Source organism: Sorangium sp. So ce131 (assembly GCF_051519095.1).
Lineage (GTDB): Bacteria > Myxococcota_A > Polyangia > Polyangiales > Polyangiaceae > Sorangium.
In genome coordinates this window covers 4,986,210-5,000,850 of sequence record NZ_CP150455.1, presented here as the reverse complement: position 1 = coordinate 5,000,850, position 14,641 = coordinate 4,986,210, and the positions used below count along the sequence as shown (strand labels likewise).

The following is a 14,641-nucleotide window of genomic DNA, read 5'->3' as shown; positions in this document are numbered from 1 at the left end:
CTCACCCCGCGCGCAGCGCCTCCTGGAGGATGGCGCAGCCCTCCTCGAGCTGCGCTGCCCCGGTGGTCAGCGGGGGCAGGACCTTCAGCACGGTGTCGTTGCGTCCGCACAGCTCGATGATCAGGCCTTGATCGAAGCACCGCGCCTGCACCTGCCGGGCCCGCTCGAAGCCCCCTTCCTGGGCGAGGTCGATGCCGTAGACCATGCCGATCCCGCGCACGGCGCCGCCGGGCGCCACCCGCTCGCGGAGGATCCGGGACAGGAGCTGACCATTCTTCTGGATGCTGGACTCGAACGCCCCGTCCTTCCAGAAATCGAGCGCCGCCGTGGCCCCCAGGATCGCGATCTGGTTGCCGCGGAAGGTGCCGGTGTGCTCGCCGGGGCGCCATTGATCGAGCTCGGGCCTGATCAGGAGCAGCGCCATGGGGAACCCGTAGCCGCTGATCGATTTGGAGAGCGTCACCAGGTCCGGCGTGATGCCGGCGCGCTCGAAGGAGAAGAAGCTCCCGGCGCGCCCGCAGCCGACCTGGATGTCGTCGCAGACGAGCAGGACGCCGTGCTTCTGCGTGAGCTGACGCAGCGCCTTGAGCCACTCGGGCGAGGCGACATAGACCCCTCCGTCCATCTGGACGGTCTCCACGAACACCGCGGCCGGCAGCTCGACGCCGGAGGATGGGTCCTCGAGGAGGCGCTCCATGTAAGCGAGCGAGTCGAACGGCCCCCTGGGTCCGTCCTGGTACGGGATGAACGTCGTGTTCGCCAGGGGGATCCCCGCGCTGGCGCGGACCTGCCGGCCGGAGCTGATGGAGGCGCTGCCGAGCGTCATGCCGTGGAAGGCGCCCGTGAAGGCGAACACGCCCGCGCGCCCGGTCACCTTGCGCGCGAGCTTGAGCGCGGCCTCCACGCTGTTCGTGCCGGTGGGGCCGCAGAACTGGACCTTGTAGTCGAGCTGCCGCGGCTGGAGGATCGTGTGCTGGAGCTGCTCGAGGAACTCCCGCTTCGCGACGGTGTGGGTGTCCAGCGCGTGGACGATGCCGTCGGAGCTCAGGTAATCGATCAGCCGGCGCTTGATGTGCTCGTTGTTGTGCCCGTAGTTCAGCGCGCCGGCGCCGCAGAGGAAGTCGATGTAGCGCTTGCCCGCGGTGTCGAACACCTCCGAGCCGCGGGCGCGGCTGAACACGACCGGAAACTTGCGGCAATACAGCCGGACGTTCGACTCGCGCGCCTCGAAGATGGTCATGGTGTTGCTCTCTTTCGCAAGGGAATCGAAGGACCCGGGTGCTGCCCGGCGCCAGCGCGTCGCCACGCCGCGGGCAGGCGCGGGGCCGCCGCGGCGCGGCGCCCTGGAGGACGACGTCCATCGGCGCGTCACCGCTCGTTTGCTCCCGCTACCTGATCTCGATCACGAGGCCGATGGCGGCGCGACGATCGATGATCGATGTGATCGTTCACGCCGCCCGTCATCCTCCGATCCTGACGCGCGCTAACGAGAGTTGATCAGCTGGACTCTAGCATTCGTTATCAGGCAAAGGTGTGACATTTCAACGTCATGATCGACGCCGGACGCCATCCTTTATCAAGACCGGCGATAGGCTGATTCTTCAATGGCGTCAGATTGCTCCTTTATGACGACAGATTGCCGCTCGTGAGGCGTTCTTGCCTCACAGCAAAATCTCAGCGTGAGCCGCGGTGGCTCGTCGGGCCGCCGCGCGCGCCACGAGGCGCTCTCTGCGCCCGTGACGAGCGCCGCGCCGCCGGGAGGAGACCGATGGACTGAGCGTCGACGTCCAGGAACCTCGGACGATCCAGGCTCAGGGGGCCAGCGCGCTGCGCGTGCGAGGTCGGGAGACCGACTCAGGCTCGGCGATCCGAGCTCCTGCTCGCGGAAAGCGGTTCGGCCCAAAGTAACGTCATCGCCGACATGTATAGCGCATCACCTGACGGGGGTGCGATTGACAAAACGCGACACCGATTGACAGATCGCGCCACGCTCGTGTACTCGTGCACCAACACGCCAATGGACGATAAGGAAGACGAAGGCGACCAAGGCGATGAAGGGGATGGCGGCGGCATGACCGAATGCCCGCGTCCGCCCGTCCGAGCCGGTCGCCCGCGGCACCGGGATCAGCCGGCGTTCCCGGATCCGACCGGTCATTCGGAGGCTTTTTGTGGAATGACGGTCCGCGCCGCGCTGCGAGCCGAGCGCGAGCGGGTCGGTTCGGGGCAGGTTCGCGCGTGCACCCTGAGCGGGAAATCCGAGCGGGAAATGAGCGGCGAACGCCGGGTGTCTGCGGCGCCGGGGGGCGCCGCGCGGAGGTTCAGCCGCCGTCGGCCGCCGCCGCCGCGGCGTCCATCTGCTTGCGCAGGCTGAGGGGACGCATATCCGTCCAGATCTGCTCGATATGGGCGAGGCAATCGGCCTTGGTGCCCTTCGTGCCCTCATCCCGCCAGCCAGGAGGAAGCTCCCTCGAAGCGGGCCAGATCGAGTACTGCTCCTCGTGATTCACAACGACAACGAAAATGTCTTCTTCCTGGTGCATCGTGGCTCCAGCGGTTCGGGATTGTAGGGGTGCGGCTGCAGACAGGGTCGGCGAAGGTCGCCAGCGCGCCGCATTGTGCCTCTACTATGTTGCCCCCGGCACGTCAAGCAGCGTCACGGGAGCTCCGGGTCGTGCCCTTGCCGCCATCGAGCGCTCGCCGGGTCGTCAGAGCGCTCGTGCCGTGGAGCTCGCGCCAGGTCTTCAGATCGCAGTGTGCGCCGTCGCGCGAGCGCTCCGCCGGGCGCGGTGTGGTGCGGGCTCTCCAGGTCGAAACGCTGACCGCACGGGAGGGCGTTCCGCGCGCCTCCCTCCCGCGAGCGACGCCCTCGCCGATCTCGCCGCGAGCAAGCACGCGTCGAGTCTGGACACGCCTCCACGGCGCTGTACCCTGCGGGACAGCCCCTCCGATGCCTGTGGACCTCTACGTCTCCTATGCCCCCGAGGACGGGGAGCTGTTCCGCGAGCTCTCCAGGCACCTCGCTGGCCTGGAGCGTCAGGGTCACGTCCGCATCACCTCGTCCAGCAGCGTCGAGGCCGGCGACAGCGTGGCGCACGCGCTCGAGGAGAAGCGGGCGGCGGCCCAGGTCGTCTTGCTCCTGCTCAGCGCCGACTTCTTCGCGTCCGCGCGCTGCCGCACCGAGATGGATCATGCCCTCTCCCTACAGGCAGCGCAGGGGATCCACGTCGTGCCCGTCCTCCTTCGATCCTGCGCCCACGACCTCGAGCCCGTCGCGCAGCTGACCATGTTGCCCGAGCCATCGAAGCCCGTCACGCGCTTCCAGGATCACGACGATGCCTGGGAGCTCGTGACCCGCGCCGTACGCGGCACGATCGCGCAGATCCAGGGGGGAGATCCGTCCGTTTCCCGCACTCGGCAGGGCATCCATGGCTTCGAGTATGGCACACCAGTACCGCCCGAGCGCTTCGCCGGGCGCCGCGCGCAGATCGCCGACGTCAGGGCCCGCATCGGCGGTATCTCCGCGCAATCGATCTCGATCGTGGGGCTGCACCGCAGCGGCAAGAGCTCCTTGCTCCGCTACATCAAGGAGCGCATTCAAGAGTTCTGCACGCCCGCGCAGTCTCCCGTCGTGGTCCTGCTCGATTTACAGGCCAGGCAGCTGCACACGCCGGCGGGGATCCTGGACGGGCTCCGCCGGGGCATCGCGTCGCAGACGGGGCGGGCCCCCTGGCAAAGCGAGCAGAACGGCGATGGCTTCGCGGTCGACGACGGGCTGGCGGAGCTGCGAGACCGAGGCGTGCGGCTGCTGGTGCTGATCGACGAGCTGGAGTGCATCGGCTCTCGGCTCGATCGGTTCCAGGACTGGGGTGAGGACTTCCGTGCCAAGGCCACCGCCGGCTACTTCGCGCTGGTGCTCACGACGCGGCGCCCTCTCGCGGAGGTCTACGCCCATTGCGGGCTGACGTCGCCCTTCGGCAACATCTTCAGCGTGGCGACGCTGGGTGCCCTGCCGGAGCCCGAGTGGGAGCCGCTCGTACGCAGCGGCTTCGCCCGGGGCGACACGGTTCCCAGCACCGCGGACATGGCGCTCATCGACGAGCTTGCAGGCGGCTTCCCCTACTACGTGCAAATGGCGGGCGCGCTGCTGTGGCAGCACCGGGATCACCAGGCGACACGCGACGCCTTCCGGGTTCAGACCGCCGATCGCTTCCGCGAGCTGTGGAGCAACCTGACGCCCGCGGAGCAGAGCGCCGTCCGGTGCGCGAGCGGGGCGAAGGGATACGTGGCCTCGACCAGCGCCGTCGACGACCTGAAGCGCCTCGGATTGCTCCGCCCCGGAGGCGGCGTGTTCAGCAGCGCGTTCGCCGCGTTCGTGCGAGAGCAGCGATGAGGACGTTCCTGCGCGAGACGTGGGAGCTCTGGTACTGGGCGTTCTTCTGCCCGAGGAAGCTTCAGGAGCGGCTGGATGAATGGGCGCCGCCGGAGGTGGTGGACGGCCGCGAGGGCGATAAGACGGGGAACGAGGACGAGCCGAAGGACACCTCTCTCCGGCACGTCCTGTGGGTGAGGACGAAGCCGGGCACCCGAGCGAGCCGCCTGCTGGCGCAGTACGCGCTCCTGCTGGCTGTATCGACGCTGCCGCTCGCCATCGAGACGGTCGCGCTCGCGGGACCAAGGTACCTGGTCCTCGCCTTCGCCGTGCTGCTGGCGAGCTTTGGGTGCGGCGGGGTTTGCGCCTCGCTCGGGCTGATCCTACCACCCCTCTGCGCGTGGATCTATCTGTGGTCGCCGTCGACCGCAGGAGTCGCGCTCGACAATATCGCTCGGAGCATCCCACCAGGCACGTTGCCCGCGACGGGAGTCACGTTCGCGGCCCTCGGGCTCATTGCGCTCGTCGGCGAGCGGACCTGGCGCCGAGGATGGCTCAAGGCAGGCCGGGCCATCCTCATCGGAGGCATGTCATCAGCGGTTGTGTTCGGGTTCTGGATGGTCGTCAAGGATCCCGTCCCGGCGGCGTTCGCTGGCTTCCCCACCGCGTTCGCGCTCTTGCTGTCCACGATCGAAGAACCTCGCCGCTCGCGAAAATCACGGACCGCGATCGAGGAACCTCGCCGCTCGCGAGAACCACGGACCGCGATCGAAGAACCTCACGGCTCGCGAGAGTCACGGATCCTCGCTCACCTGATGGGCGGCATCGCCGGGACGGCCGGGCTCTTCCATCTCCTGCTCGCCGAATGGGTCATCGCGCTGGCGGCGCCCACGATGAGTGTCCTGTTTGGCACGTTGCTCGCCGTCGCCGGGAGCTTGCATTTTCTGCTGCGCTCAGTTGAGCGCGTCGACGTCCTGGGTTTCACGGGAGCCGTGTGGAGGAGCGCGCTCGTGGGCCTCGTGGGGGGCGCGTTCGTTCCGTTCGTCGGCGGGTTCTTGGTCGTCGCTGCCGCCGCTCCGCTCGAGCACCTGCTCGTGATGGCGTACCTGTTCGGGTATGCGCTGGCCCCGATGCGCAGCGGCGTCGACGTGGACGACTTGAAGGATCTGTTCCAGGTCACGATCGAGCACGGCCTGAAAGGGATTGAGTTCTTCTTGTTCTCCCTCCCCCAGACACGCAGCCTCCGCTGGCTCCTCCTCGGCGGAGCCGGGTGTGTGATGCTGGGCTCAAGCCATGGCTATTGGGCGCTGCTCGCGATGCCAGCCGTCCTCGTCGGCTACACCCGCGTCCTGCCTGATCTGCTCCTGCTCGCTGCGGAAGCCGCGATACGCGCGCACCGCGCCCGGCAGGCCTCGCCCGGTACGCTCATCCGCTGGCTCGACACGATGCCGCCCTTCGCGCTCGAGCTCGCGCCGCTCCCCATCCCCGGGCATGGGAGGATCCTGACCATCGCGTGCCAGGCCGATCCGTGGAGCACATTGAAGAGCATCGAGAGCGCCGCATGCATCCGTGCGCCCTGGTGCTACTGGCGGACGTTGGGCTCCGTGGCAACAGCGATCGTGGATGCCATCGCTGCCCTCGACAGCGCGGAGCGGAATCGTCTTGTGAGGCGGTGGTTGCTCGCCGTGAAGGACGCGGCCGGCATCGCGAAGATGCGTAAGGATGGCAGCGACGTGCTGCTATTTTTTCTGCCTCCCCAGGTGTATCTCTCCGACGCGGACGCCGGTGAGGCCTCCTCGCTCCTTTCGCGGGAGCTCGCCGAGCTCCTCCCCGCCCTGACGGAGATCGCGTCGGACGTGCGCGCCGCGCTCGACGAGGACCTCCCCGTCCAGCGTGAGCGCGGCCTGGAACACGCCATCGCTCGCGTCGAGCGGCTGCACGAGCGCGCCTCGGGGTTAGGCCTCGGCGAGGCAGACAGCGCCGAGTGGCGCCGGGTGCTCGACCACTGGCGATCGACACTTCGAGAGGGCATCGAGGCACAGCTGGCGTCGGCTGGACGCGTCGAGATCGTCCAGCCGTTCCAGACCGGCAACCCGATACGCGCCGATCGCCACCACCTGTTCAAAGGACGCCGGCGCCTCGCGGCGGATGTCGTCCACACGGCCCGCGGCCAGGGCCGACCGACCCTCGTGCTCCACGGCCCACGACGGTGCGGCAAGAGCTCCTTCCTCCTCAACCTCTCGCGTCTACTTCCCGAGGACCTCGTGCCGGTCTATGTCGACCTGCAGAGCCAGGCGATGACGAGCAGCGAAGGCGATTTCTGCTTCGGCCTCGTCCGTGCAGCGATCCGAGACCTTCGCAGCCGCGGCCTCGAGGCGCCGGCCGCGGAGCGCGCGACGTTCCGCGCGAGCCCCTACCCTGCGCTGGAAGACTGGCTCGATGGCCTCCGCCCGCTGCTCGGACAGCGACGCCTGCTCTTCTGCCTCGACGAGTTCGAGAAGCTGGGTGAGGCCATGGCGCGGGGCAAGGTCGGCCTGCCTCTCTTCGACGAGCTTCGCCACCTCGCCCAGCACCGGGAGGAGCTCGGCTTCATCCTGTGCGGCGCGCAGACGCTCGAGGAGCTGGGGCCGCAGTGGACGAGCTACTTCATCAACGCCCGTCCCGTGGAGATCCTCTACCTCGACCGGGAGGAGGCGCGCGAGCTGCTCCTGGATCCGGATCCGGCGTTCAACCTGACGTACGACGTGGAGGTCGTCGACACGGTCATCGAGATGACCTCCTGCCAGCCCTACCTCGTGCAGCTCCTCGGAGAGGCGATGGTCAGGGTGGCGAACCGGCACGGCGTGCGCAGGATCGACCTCGCGCGACTCGAAGAGGCCGTCGGCGAAGCGCTCGCGTCGGGCACGATCTACTTCGCGAACGTATGGGAGGAGACGACCGGCACGGCTCCTGACGAGGTCGCCGCCGGGCAGGCCTGGTTGCGGGCGCTCGCGCAGGGGCGCCCGTTGCCACCGATGGACGAGCTGACGCGCTCGTCGCTGCGCCGGTTGCAGCGGTACCATGTGGTTGAAGGGCGCGATGGCGATCGGTTCGAGATCCCGCTCGTGTCCCGCTGGATACGCGAGCGAACGGGAGGCCACGGCGCGCCGCCTGGCGCATGACGGACCGTGGCGGTGCCGCCTCCGTGGCGATGTCGGCCGGGGCCCGTCAGCCGTCCGCGGGCCCCGCCTCGCTCGCGATCAAGGACCTCGCGTGGGCGAGCGCGTCGCGCATTCCAGCGACGGAGTGCTCGAAGAACCTGTTCTCCGCGTGATTGCCGTCCTTGTAGACGACGAGCTTGACCGGGCCCGTCTCCGCACCCCACTCGATGTCGATCGTGTAGCGGCTCGTACCCCGCTTCGCGATACGGCGGGTAATGCGCCGCTCCTGGGCCTTGAAATCCGGACACCATCCCTCATAGGTGACTCCGATCCCGATGTGGTCCTCCGGAGAGAAGGCCGGATCGCTGACGGCCTCGGCGACCGCGAGGTACAGCGGATCGGTCGCGCGGAAGTTCGCGAGCCACGCCTCGTACCTCTTGTTTGCTTCCTCCATGGCCTTGCGCCTCGCCTGCTCCTTCTCGGAGACCCACGCGCCCTGGAGGACGAGCTTCAGGCCATCGCGCCGGAACGTCTGGGTCGCGGCGAGCGGCGTCTCGGCAGCGTCGGCGCTGGCCTCGTCGTCGGACGCCGACTGGTAGCAGAGGATGGTCCCGTCGGCGTTGAACGTCGGTGGGCGCCGATCGGCGTCGATCGTTGCGGTCGCCTCGATCTCGGGCCACCCGGACATCGGGTCCGAGAAGTCGAAGAAGCGGAGCTCGTACGGGCACGCCCAGATGCATCCTTCGACGACGAGCGTCGCGGCCGACGGCTCGAAGCGGATGTCCGTCCAGCAGAAGCCGATCCCCTCCTTCGCCTCGTCCGGCAGGTGATCGCGGCGCTTTCCCGTGTCGAGCTCCACCACGGTCTGGCCCTGGTAGTCCTCGCCGCACACGAGGTAGTCGTGGCCGTTCGGATGCGCCTCGACGAAGAGGAAAGGGAATGAATCGTGGTTCCTGTGCACGACGGCGACGGGGTCGAGGGAGCCGGCCCTGTAGACCTTGCCCTGGGCGTAGTCCCAGGTGCCACGTCCGGTCGAGAAGCTCGACACCACGAGCCTGTACTTCCCCGTCGGGCTCGAGAGCTCCTCACGCGAGGCCTCGCGCTCGTTCTCCGGGATGAAGAACGCGGCCTTCTCGGCCGCTCGTGCCGCAGACTCGTCCGTCATGTCGCCTCCGCGCTCGCGGCGCCGTCCGGGTGCGCTGCACCGAGTGTAGCAGAGGCGCGATCACGCCTTCCGGTGCGGCTGGAGCGCGCGCGGCCCGTCCTCACGCGCGGGCCGCGGAAGGCCGCGGAGGCGGCTTGGGCAGGCAGCCGGGCCACACCTCAAGGAAGCTCCGCAGCGCCGCGACGAAGCTGCTCACGCGCGCCGGCACGTGGCGGCCGCGGGGATATACCGCGTACAGCTGCTCGGCGGGCATCATGTACGCTGGGAGCACCTCCTCGACCTTTCCCTCGGAGATCGCGGGCGCGGCGAGGTAGTCCGGCAGGCAGCCGATCCCGCAGCCGGCGACGGCGAGGTCGCGCAGCAGCGCCCAGCTGTTCGCGGTGGCGTGGCGGTGCACGATGGATGACGTCGCGCCGCCGCGGGTGAAGCGCCACGTCGCCGCCTCGCGCCGGGTGCCCATCACGAGGCACGTGTGCCGCGAGAGCTCGCGCGGGTGCGCCGGGGCGCCGTGGCACGCGAGGTAGTCCGCGCTGGCGACGAGGCGGCGCCGCGACGGCGCGCCGAGCTTGCGCGCGACGAGCGACGCGCTGTCGGACGGCTCGATCTGGATCACGACGTCGAAGCCGTCGCGCACCGGCTCGACGCGCTCCGAGGTGAGCTCGACCTCGACGGCGACGCCCGGCTGCTCCTTCGCGTAGCGGCCGAGCACACGGCCGAGCACCGCCTGCCCGAGCTCGACGGGCGCGGCGACCCGCAGGCGCCCGCGGGGTTCGCCGTGGAGCGACGAGAGTGCGCGCTCCGCCTCGGCGAGCGCGTCGAGGCCGGCGCGCACCTTCTCGAGGTACTCGCGGCCCTCGTCGGTGAGGCGGACGCGGCGCGTCGTGCGCTCCAGGAGCCGGGCGCCGAGGCGCTGCTCGAGGCGACGGACCTGGACGCTGACGGTCGACACCGGGGCGGACAGGGCGAGGGCGGCGGCGCGGAAGGTGCCGGTCTCGGCGACGCGGGCGAAGGCCTCGATGGCGGCGAAGTCGGGGCGGCTGTTCATGGCGGTGGACAGAGTGATCAATCGGGAGGGATTGTTCAAGGGCGGGGGCGGCGTAGACTGCGGGCATGACCAAGACGATGAAGCTTTTCTATACACCCGGGGTGTGCTCGCTCGCGCCGCACATCGCGCTGCGGGAGGCGGGCGCGGAGTTCGAGCTCGTTCGCGTCGACTTGAGGACGAAGAAGACCGCGGATGGGGGCGATTTTGGGAGCGTGAATCCCAAGGGGTATGTGCCCGCGCTGCTGCTGCCGGATGGGAATTTGCTGACGGAGACGGCGGTGTTGCTGCAGTACATCGCCGACAGGTGGCCGGAGGCGAGGCTCGCGCCGGAGCGCGGCGATCTGGTGCGCGTTCGGTTCGACGAGCGGCTGCAGTTCATCGCGACCGAGCTGCACAAGGGGTTCGCGCCGTTCACGTTGATGCCCAACGTGAGCGAGGAGTCGAAGAGGTGGGCGGCGCAGCGGCTGGGAGAGCGCGTGGGGCTGCTCGCGGAGGCGCTCGGGGAGCGGGCGTTCTTCAATGGAGAGGCGTTTACTGTGGTCGATGCGTATGCGTACTTCGCGCTGCGGACGTATCGGTATTTGCTGCGGGTGGAGCTGCCGGAGGCGCTGGGGGCGTACGTGGAGCGGATCTCGGCGCGGCCGGCGGTGCGCGCGGCGCTCGCGGCCGAAGGCACTCAGTGAGGGTCGGCGGGCATCTGCCGCCAGAAAGGCTGTTGTCCTGCGTAACCACGCGGCAATAATGCATTGCGAGGGGACGCCCCCGCCGCTGGCACCTATGCTCTGGCGGCTCCAGCTACTATGGCGACGATGAGCTTCGCCAGCGCGAGGTCCGGCGGCTCCCCCGGCGTCAGCCGCCAGGCACCTATTCCGAATCGCTCGCGGAACTCGCTCGCGAACCAGGGCTGACATTCCGGCTCGATCGCCGGAACGAGGAGCAGCCCGCCGCGGCATGCGCCGCCGAACGTCTCCCACCGCAGCGCGTCACGGTAGATGTGGAGCGAGGTGAAGGAATCCGCGAGCGCCTCCCGCCGTACCCGGTACTTGGCGTCCAGACAGATCCACGAACGCTGGCCGGCGGGTGGCTCGAACGAGATCACGATGTCTGGTCGGCGCTCACCGGAGATGCTGTATGGGTCCGAGGTCCGCCGGGCGAAGTATCCGGGGAATGTCATGTTGTACCGGATGTCGAGCCGCGCCCCGTCCATCGGACACCTCGCGGTGAACGCCGCGCCTCCCCCGAGGCCGGCGAGCAGCTCGTTCCCGGGCCCCTGCTGCCAGGTCCACGTCCACCCATCGAGGAATGCGGCGAGCGCCCGCTTCACGGCGAGCAGCGTCCACAGCTCGTAAAGCTCGAAGCTCGGGCGCACCGGGGCCTCACCGCCATCCAGCGACTCGCGCAGGCGGAATCGCGGCGACAGGAACGGCCGAGCCAGCGCGTGGGCGCGGGCATAGACAGGATCGTCCTGCACCGCGAGGAGGGCGGCCTCGGTGGCGGGCATGGGGGTCAACGACCCGAGAAACGTCCGGCGCAGCGTGGCTGCCAGCTCGTCCGCGGCACCTGCGGCCGCGCGCGCTCGCGCACGGCACCACTGCGCGGTGTCGGGTCGCAGCTGTGGATTCCCGGCGGCGCGGCCGAGCGCGCCGCCCAGCTCACCGAGCACGCGACCGACGCGCGCAACGAGCCAGGCGACGTAGCGATTCACCGGGTGATCGACGGTCTCGCGCGTAGTGTCCTGCGGCACGTACGGGTCCTGCAGGCCGGCGCGAGCGCGCAGCCATGGATCCACCGCGCGCGCGGCCGCCGGGTGCCTCGCCAGCCAGTGGAGCGTCTCCCGATCCGCTCGCCGCACGGCACGCAGCGGGACGTCCTCGCGCGTGACCGTCGCGACCTCCCGCGGCGCGGCTGCGATAGCGCGAACGGCACGGACGAGCGCCGGCACCAGCGGCAACAGGGCTGCGGCCAGGACCGTCGCCGGGGTGCCCTCCGTCTGCACGGCGCCGACGCCGCCGCCCTCGAGGCCGATGGCCAGGCCCGGCGACCATGCCTCCAGGTCTGCGAGCAGCGCCAGCCACGCCCCCTCGGAGAGCTTCTCCGCCCGCGGCGCCACCTCGACGGCGACGACCGTCTCGTGCGTGCCGTGCACCACCCGCAGCGTCGCCGAGCCGACCCACTGGCCCACGTCGAGCGTGAACGCCCTGCGCTCCTCGCTCCACGGCAGCTCCCGCAGCCCGAGCCACGCCCGCGGCGCGCAGGCGCCCGGGGGAGCATCGATGTGGTAGGTCCTGGCCTCTTCGAGGTGCAGGACGCCGTCCACGATGTGCTCGTCCGAGCCGGCTGCGTCGCGGACCTGGAGGCTCATGCCCAGAAGCGGGCCACACCCGTGCGCTTGAGCAGGTCTTTCATGCTCTCGAGCTTCGCCTCGCTGGTGCTGAGGCCACGGCGCTTGCAGACCTCCGTGAGGGCCTCGAGCGCGTCCTTGAACGCCTGAGTGTCCTCGCCGCGCAGGCGCGGCAGCACCTTCGAGAACACGGCCTGATCAAGGAACGTCGTGTCCGTCGCGCCGCCCAGCGCGGAGGCGGCCTGCATGAACGCGAGGACCTCGCGGGCCGTCCGGTAACCGAAGTGCCGGCGGACCTTGCGCATGATGTCGTGCAGCTCAATCAGCGTCTCCTCCACCGCCGGGAGCCGCGGGTCTGACGTCCTGGCCGCGGCGCGCTCGAAGAAGCGCTTGAGATCGACGTCCCAGAACTCGAGCGTGAAGGCGCGGTCCAGCACCTTGTCGCTGAAGGGGTGGGTGGTCTCGTCCATGTTGACGGTGCCCGCGATGTGGAGGTTCTCCGGCCACGGCACGCGCGGGGGAACGTCGTTGACCTCGGCGCCATTGGCGTGGAGCACGAGATCCTCCCCCGTCTCCATGGCCGAGAGGAAGGGCGCAAAGTAGCGCTCGACGCGGGCCAGGTTCATCTCGTCGAGGATAAGGAAGTAGGGGCGCTCCGGGTCGGCGGCGGCGCGCAGGACGAGGCGGAGCGCGGGCTCTGCCTGGAAGGTGGGGTCCGCGTGCAGGGCGTTGAAGTACCCGAGCAGCCCCGAAGGATCCTGCCAGTCGGGAGAGACAGGCACGATTTCCCGGTGCTCGGAGACGGAGAGCCTCATCAGCTCGCAGACGGCGCGCGAGTAGCAGAGCGTGACGGCCGTCTTGCCGGTGCCGGAGAGGCCGGAGAGGAGCACGAAGCGCTTGCGTAGCTTGCTCCGCCAGGCGGCATGGAGGGTGGCGAGCTGGCGGTCGTCGAAGACGAAGTCGGCGATCTCCGGATCGGCCTTGAAGCGCTCGACGATGGCGTCGAAGGCCGGGTACCGGATCGGGGGCGGCGCGGCGGCGTCGGTCGGGATCGCGGTCGGGGCGGCGCCGATGCTCTCCTCGGCAGGAGGCTTTGGAAGATCCTTCGGCAGCCTAGCGACCCAGGCGGAGCCATACTCGGTGAGGCGGAGGCCACCGTGCTCGTCGCGCTTGAGCAGGCCGAGATAGCTGCTCCAGCTCCGGAGATCGTTGGGAACGCGCGCGGTGGTCCAGTTGGGGTAGATCTTCTGCAGAGCGCCGGCCACGGCCTCGTCGGTCGCCCCTGGATGCTCATCGATGTATCGGAGGAGCTGGGCGAAGCCGAAGACGCGCTCGAACAAGCGGCGGATGAGGATGTCCGCCTGCTCGTTGCCCAGCAGCTCGTCGCCGTCCTTCGTGGCGTAGAGGAGACCGTCGCGCTGCTCGATGAACCCGAGGCCTTTGACACGGATGATGAGCTGGCGCAGCGTCGGCGTCGGGACATTGTCGAAGCTCCCGCTTCCCTGAAGGGCGACCACGAGGTCGTCCTGCGACAGCCCTGACTGCGCCGCCTGCACCACGGCGCGGTACGCGCCGGTGAAGTTGCGCACGGCGAAGAGGCCCGCGTACTGTCTGGCGAACGGCCAGACCGCGAGGAGAGGCAACTTGTCGTCGGGTGGCTGTATGGAATCGACGTCAACGCCCACGTTCCCTTGCCAGGGAGGCATCTGCCCGGCCGCCAGCCGCTCGTAGTTCTCGTGAAGCCACCAGCAGAAGGTCGAGCGTCGCACGTGGTCGGCCAGATTCTCCTCTCGCCCGAGCACGGCCCGGAGCCGCGCGCGCATCTTCGCCTGGGCCACGAGCTTGGGGTCGCCCGCGTCACCGAGGAGCAGCTCCGCGACGTGCCGGATGGCGCCGTAGCTGAGCACGCACGTCAGCTCGGCAGGCACGAGCGCGCCGAACAGCCGCTGGAGCTTGGCATGCGGCGTGGGCTTGACCGCGCGCGCGACGGCCATGCCGAGGATACGCTCGTACTCGCCCTGGATCGCAGCCGCCCGGGCGGCGACGTCGGACGGCCAGGCGCGCGTGCGGAGGCCGACGATGGCGTCCACGAACTCGGGATCGGCGAGCAGTGCGTCGACGTTGATGGCGTCGCCATAGCCGGCGGGGGTGATCGCGCGGGCGTTCCAGAGCTTCTTCTGCGCGGCCTCGGTGCGCAGCTCGGACTCGGGGGTGTCGCGCGTCCAGGAGAGGAAGTCGAGGTAGTCTTTCTGCCACTTCGCCCACCAGGCGGGTGGGGAGAAGGCCTTCCAGACGGTGGTGAGCTGCTCATCGGTCAACATGTAGGCTCCCTCGACAACATGAGTGGTGCCGTACACCGCGGCTTGCCAGTGGGGTTGCTAGCCGGTTCGGAATAGCGATGTGATGGCGCTCGTCTCGCATGGTGATGACAGCCTTCCCTCGCCACGTGATGCCGGGCAGAACGTCACCACACGTCGCCCCGGTGGTGCTCTGCGACCGTAGCGGAACGCACAAAGGTCGCGCAAGATCCCGGTCATGTCCGATACGCCACCGCTCGCCGTCGCGTATCACCCGACATGGC

Annotated in this window: 9 protein-coding genes; 3 read left to right on the top strand and 6 right to left on the bottom strand. The window is 69.3% G+C overall.

The annotated features are described in order from the left end of the window. Nucleotide 1: 1 nt before the first annotated feature. The gene (gene ectB / locus WMF43_RS18145) at nt 2-1,240 is read right to left on the bottom strand and encodes a diaminobutyrate--2-oxoglutarate transaminase (protein WP_437681731.1); all 1,239 of its coding nucleotides are present in this window, start codon (nt 1,238-1,240) and stop codon (nt 2-4) included. 1,078 nt (nt 1,241-2,318) lie between these two features. After that, nucleotides 2,319-2,540: an MbtH family protein gene (locus WMF43_RS18140; protein WP_437681729.1), complete on the bottom strand. Its 222-nt coding sequence runs from the start codon at nt 2,538-2,540 to the stop codon at nt 2,319-2,321. Between the two features lie 407 nt (nt 2,541-2,947). Here WMF43_RS18140 and WMF43_RS18135 point away from each other — a divergent pair, with 407 nt between their 5' ends. Together WMF43_RS18135 and WMF43_RS18130 are read left to right on the top strand one after the other, a co-directional pair. Further along, nucleotides 2,948-4,390, top strand: a complete 1,443-nt coding sequence (locus WMF43_RS18135) for a TIR domain-containing protein (RefSeq protein ID WP_437681727.1) — start codon at nt 2,948-2,950, stop codon at nt 4,388-4,390. Then, entirely contained in the window at nt 4,387-7,530 is a 3,144-nt protein-coding gene (locus WMF43_RS18130) for an AAA family ATPase (RefSeq protein ID WP_437681726.1), read from the top strand. Before WMF43_RS18135 ends, WMF43_RS18130 begins: the two co-directional genes overlap by 4 nt. Nucleotides 7,531-7,576: 46 nt before the next feature. Here WMF43_RS18130 and WMF43_RS18125 read toward each other — a convergent pair whose 3' ends face one another. Beyond that, nucleotides 7,577-8,674: a hypothetical protein gene (locus tag WMF43_RS18125; RefSeq protein WP_437681724.1), complete on the bottom strand. Its 1,098-nt coding sequence runs from the start codon at nt 8,672-8,674 to the stop codon at nt 7,577-7,579. A 100-nt stretch (nt 8,675-8,774) separates the two neighbouring features. Beyond that, nucleotides 8,775-9,740 (bottom strand): LysR substrate-binding domain-containing protein, encoded by a 966-nt coding sequence (locus WMF43_RS18120; protein ID WP_437681722.1) that lies wholly within the window; start codon nt 9,738-9,740, stop codon nt 8,775-8,777. 44 nt (nt 9,741-9,784) lie between these two features. On the opposite strand from WMF43_RS18120, the gene WMF43_RS18115 reads away from it, so the two are divergent. Continuing rightward, nucleotides 9,785-10,402 carry a glutathione binding-like protein gene (locus WMF43_RS18115; RefSeq protein ID WP_437681720.1) on the top strand — a complete coding sequence of 206 codons (618 nt, stop codon included), beginning with the start codon at nt 9,785-9,787 and terminating at the stop codon, nt 10,400-10,402. Between the two features lie 92 nt (nt 10,403-10,494). Here the strand turns inward: WMF43_RS18115 and WMF43_RS18110 are convergent, their stop codons facing one another. After that, nucleotides 10,495-12,081 (bottom strand): DUF2357 domain-containing protein, encoded by a 1,587-nt coding sequence (locus WMF43_RS18110; RefSeq protein ID WP_437681718.1) that lies wholly within the window; start codon nt 12,079-12,081, stop codon nt 10,495-10,497. After that, the gene (locus WMF43_RS18105) at nt 12,078-14,381 is read right to left on the bottom strand and encodes an McrB family protein (protein ID WP_437681716.1); all 2,304 of its coding nucleotides are present in this window, start codon (nt 14,379-14,381) and stop codon (nt 12,078-12,080) included. Before WMF43_RS18105 ends, WMF43_RS18110 begins: the two co-directional genes overlap by 4 nt. Nucleotides 14,382-14,641 lie beyond the last annotated feature (260 nt).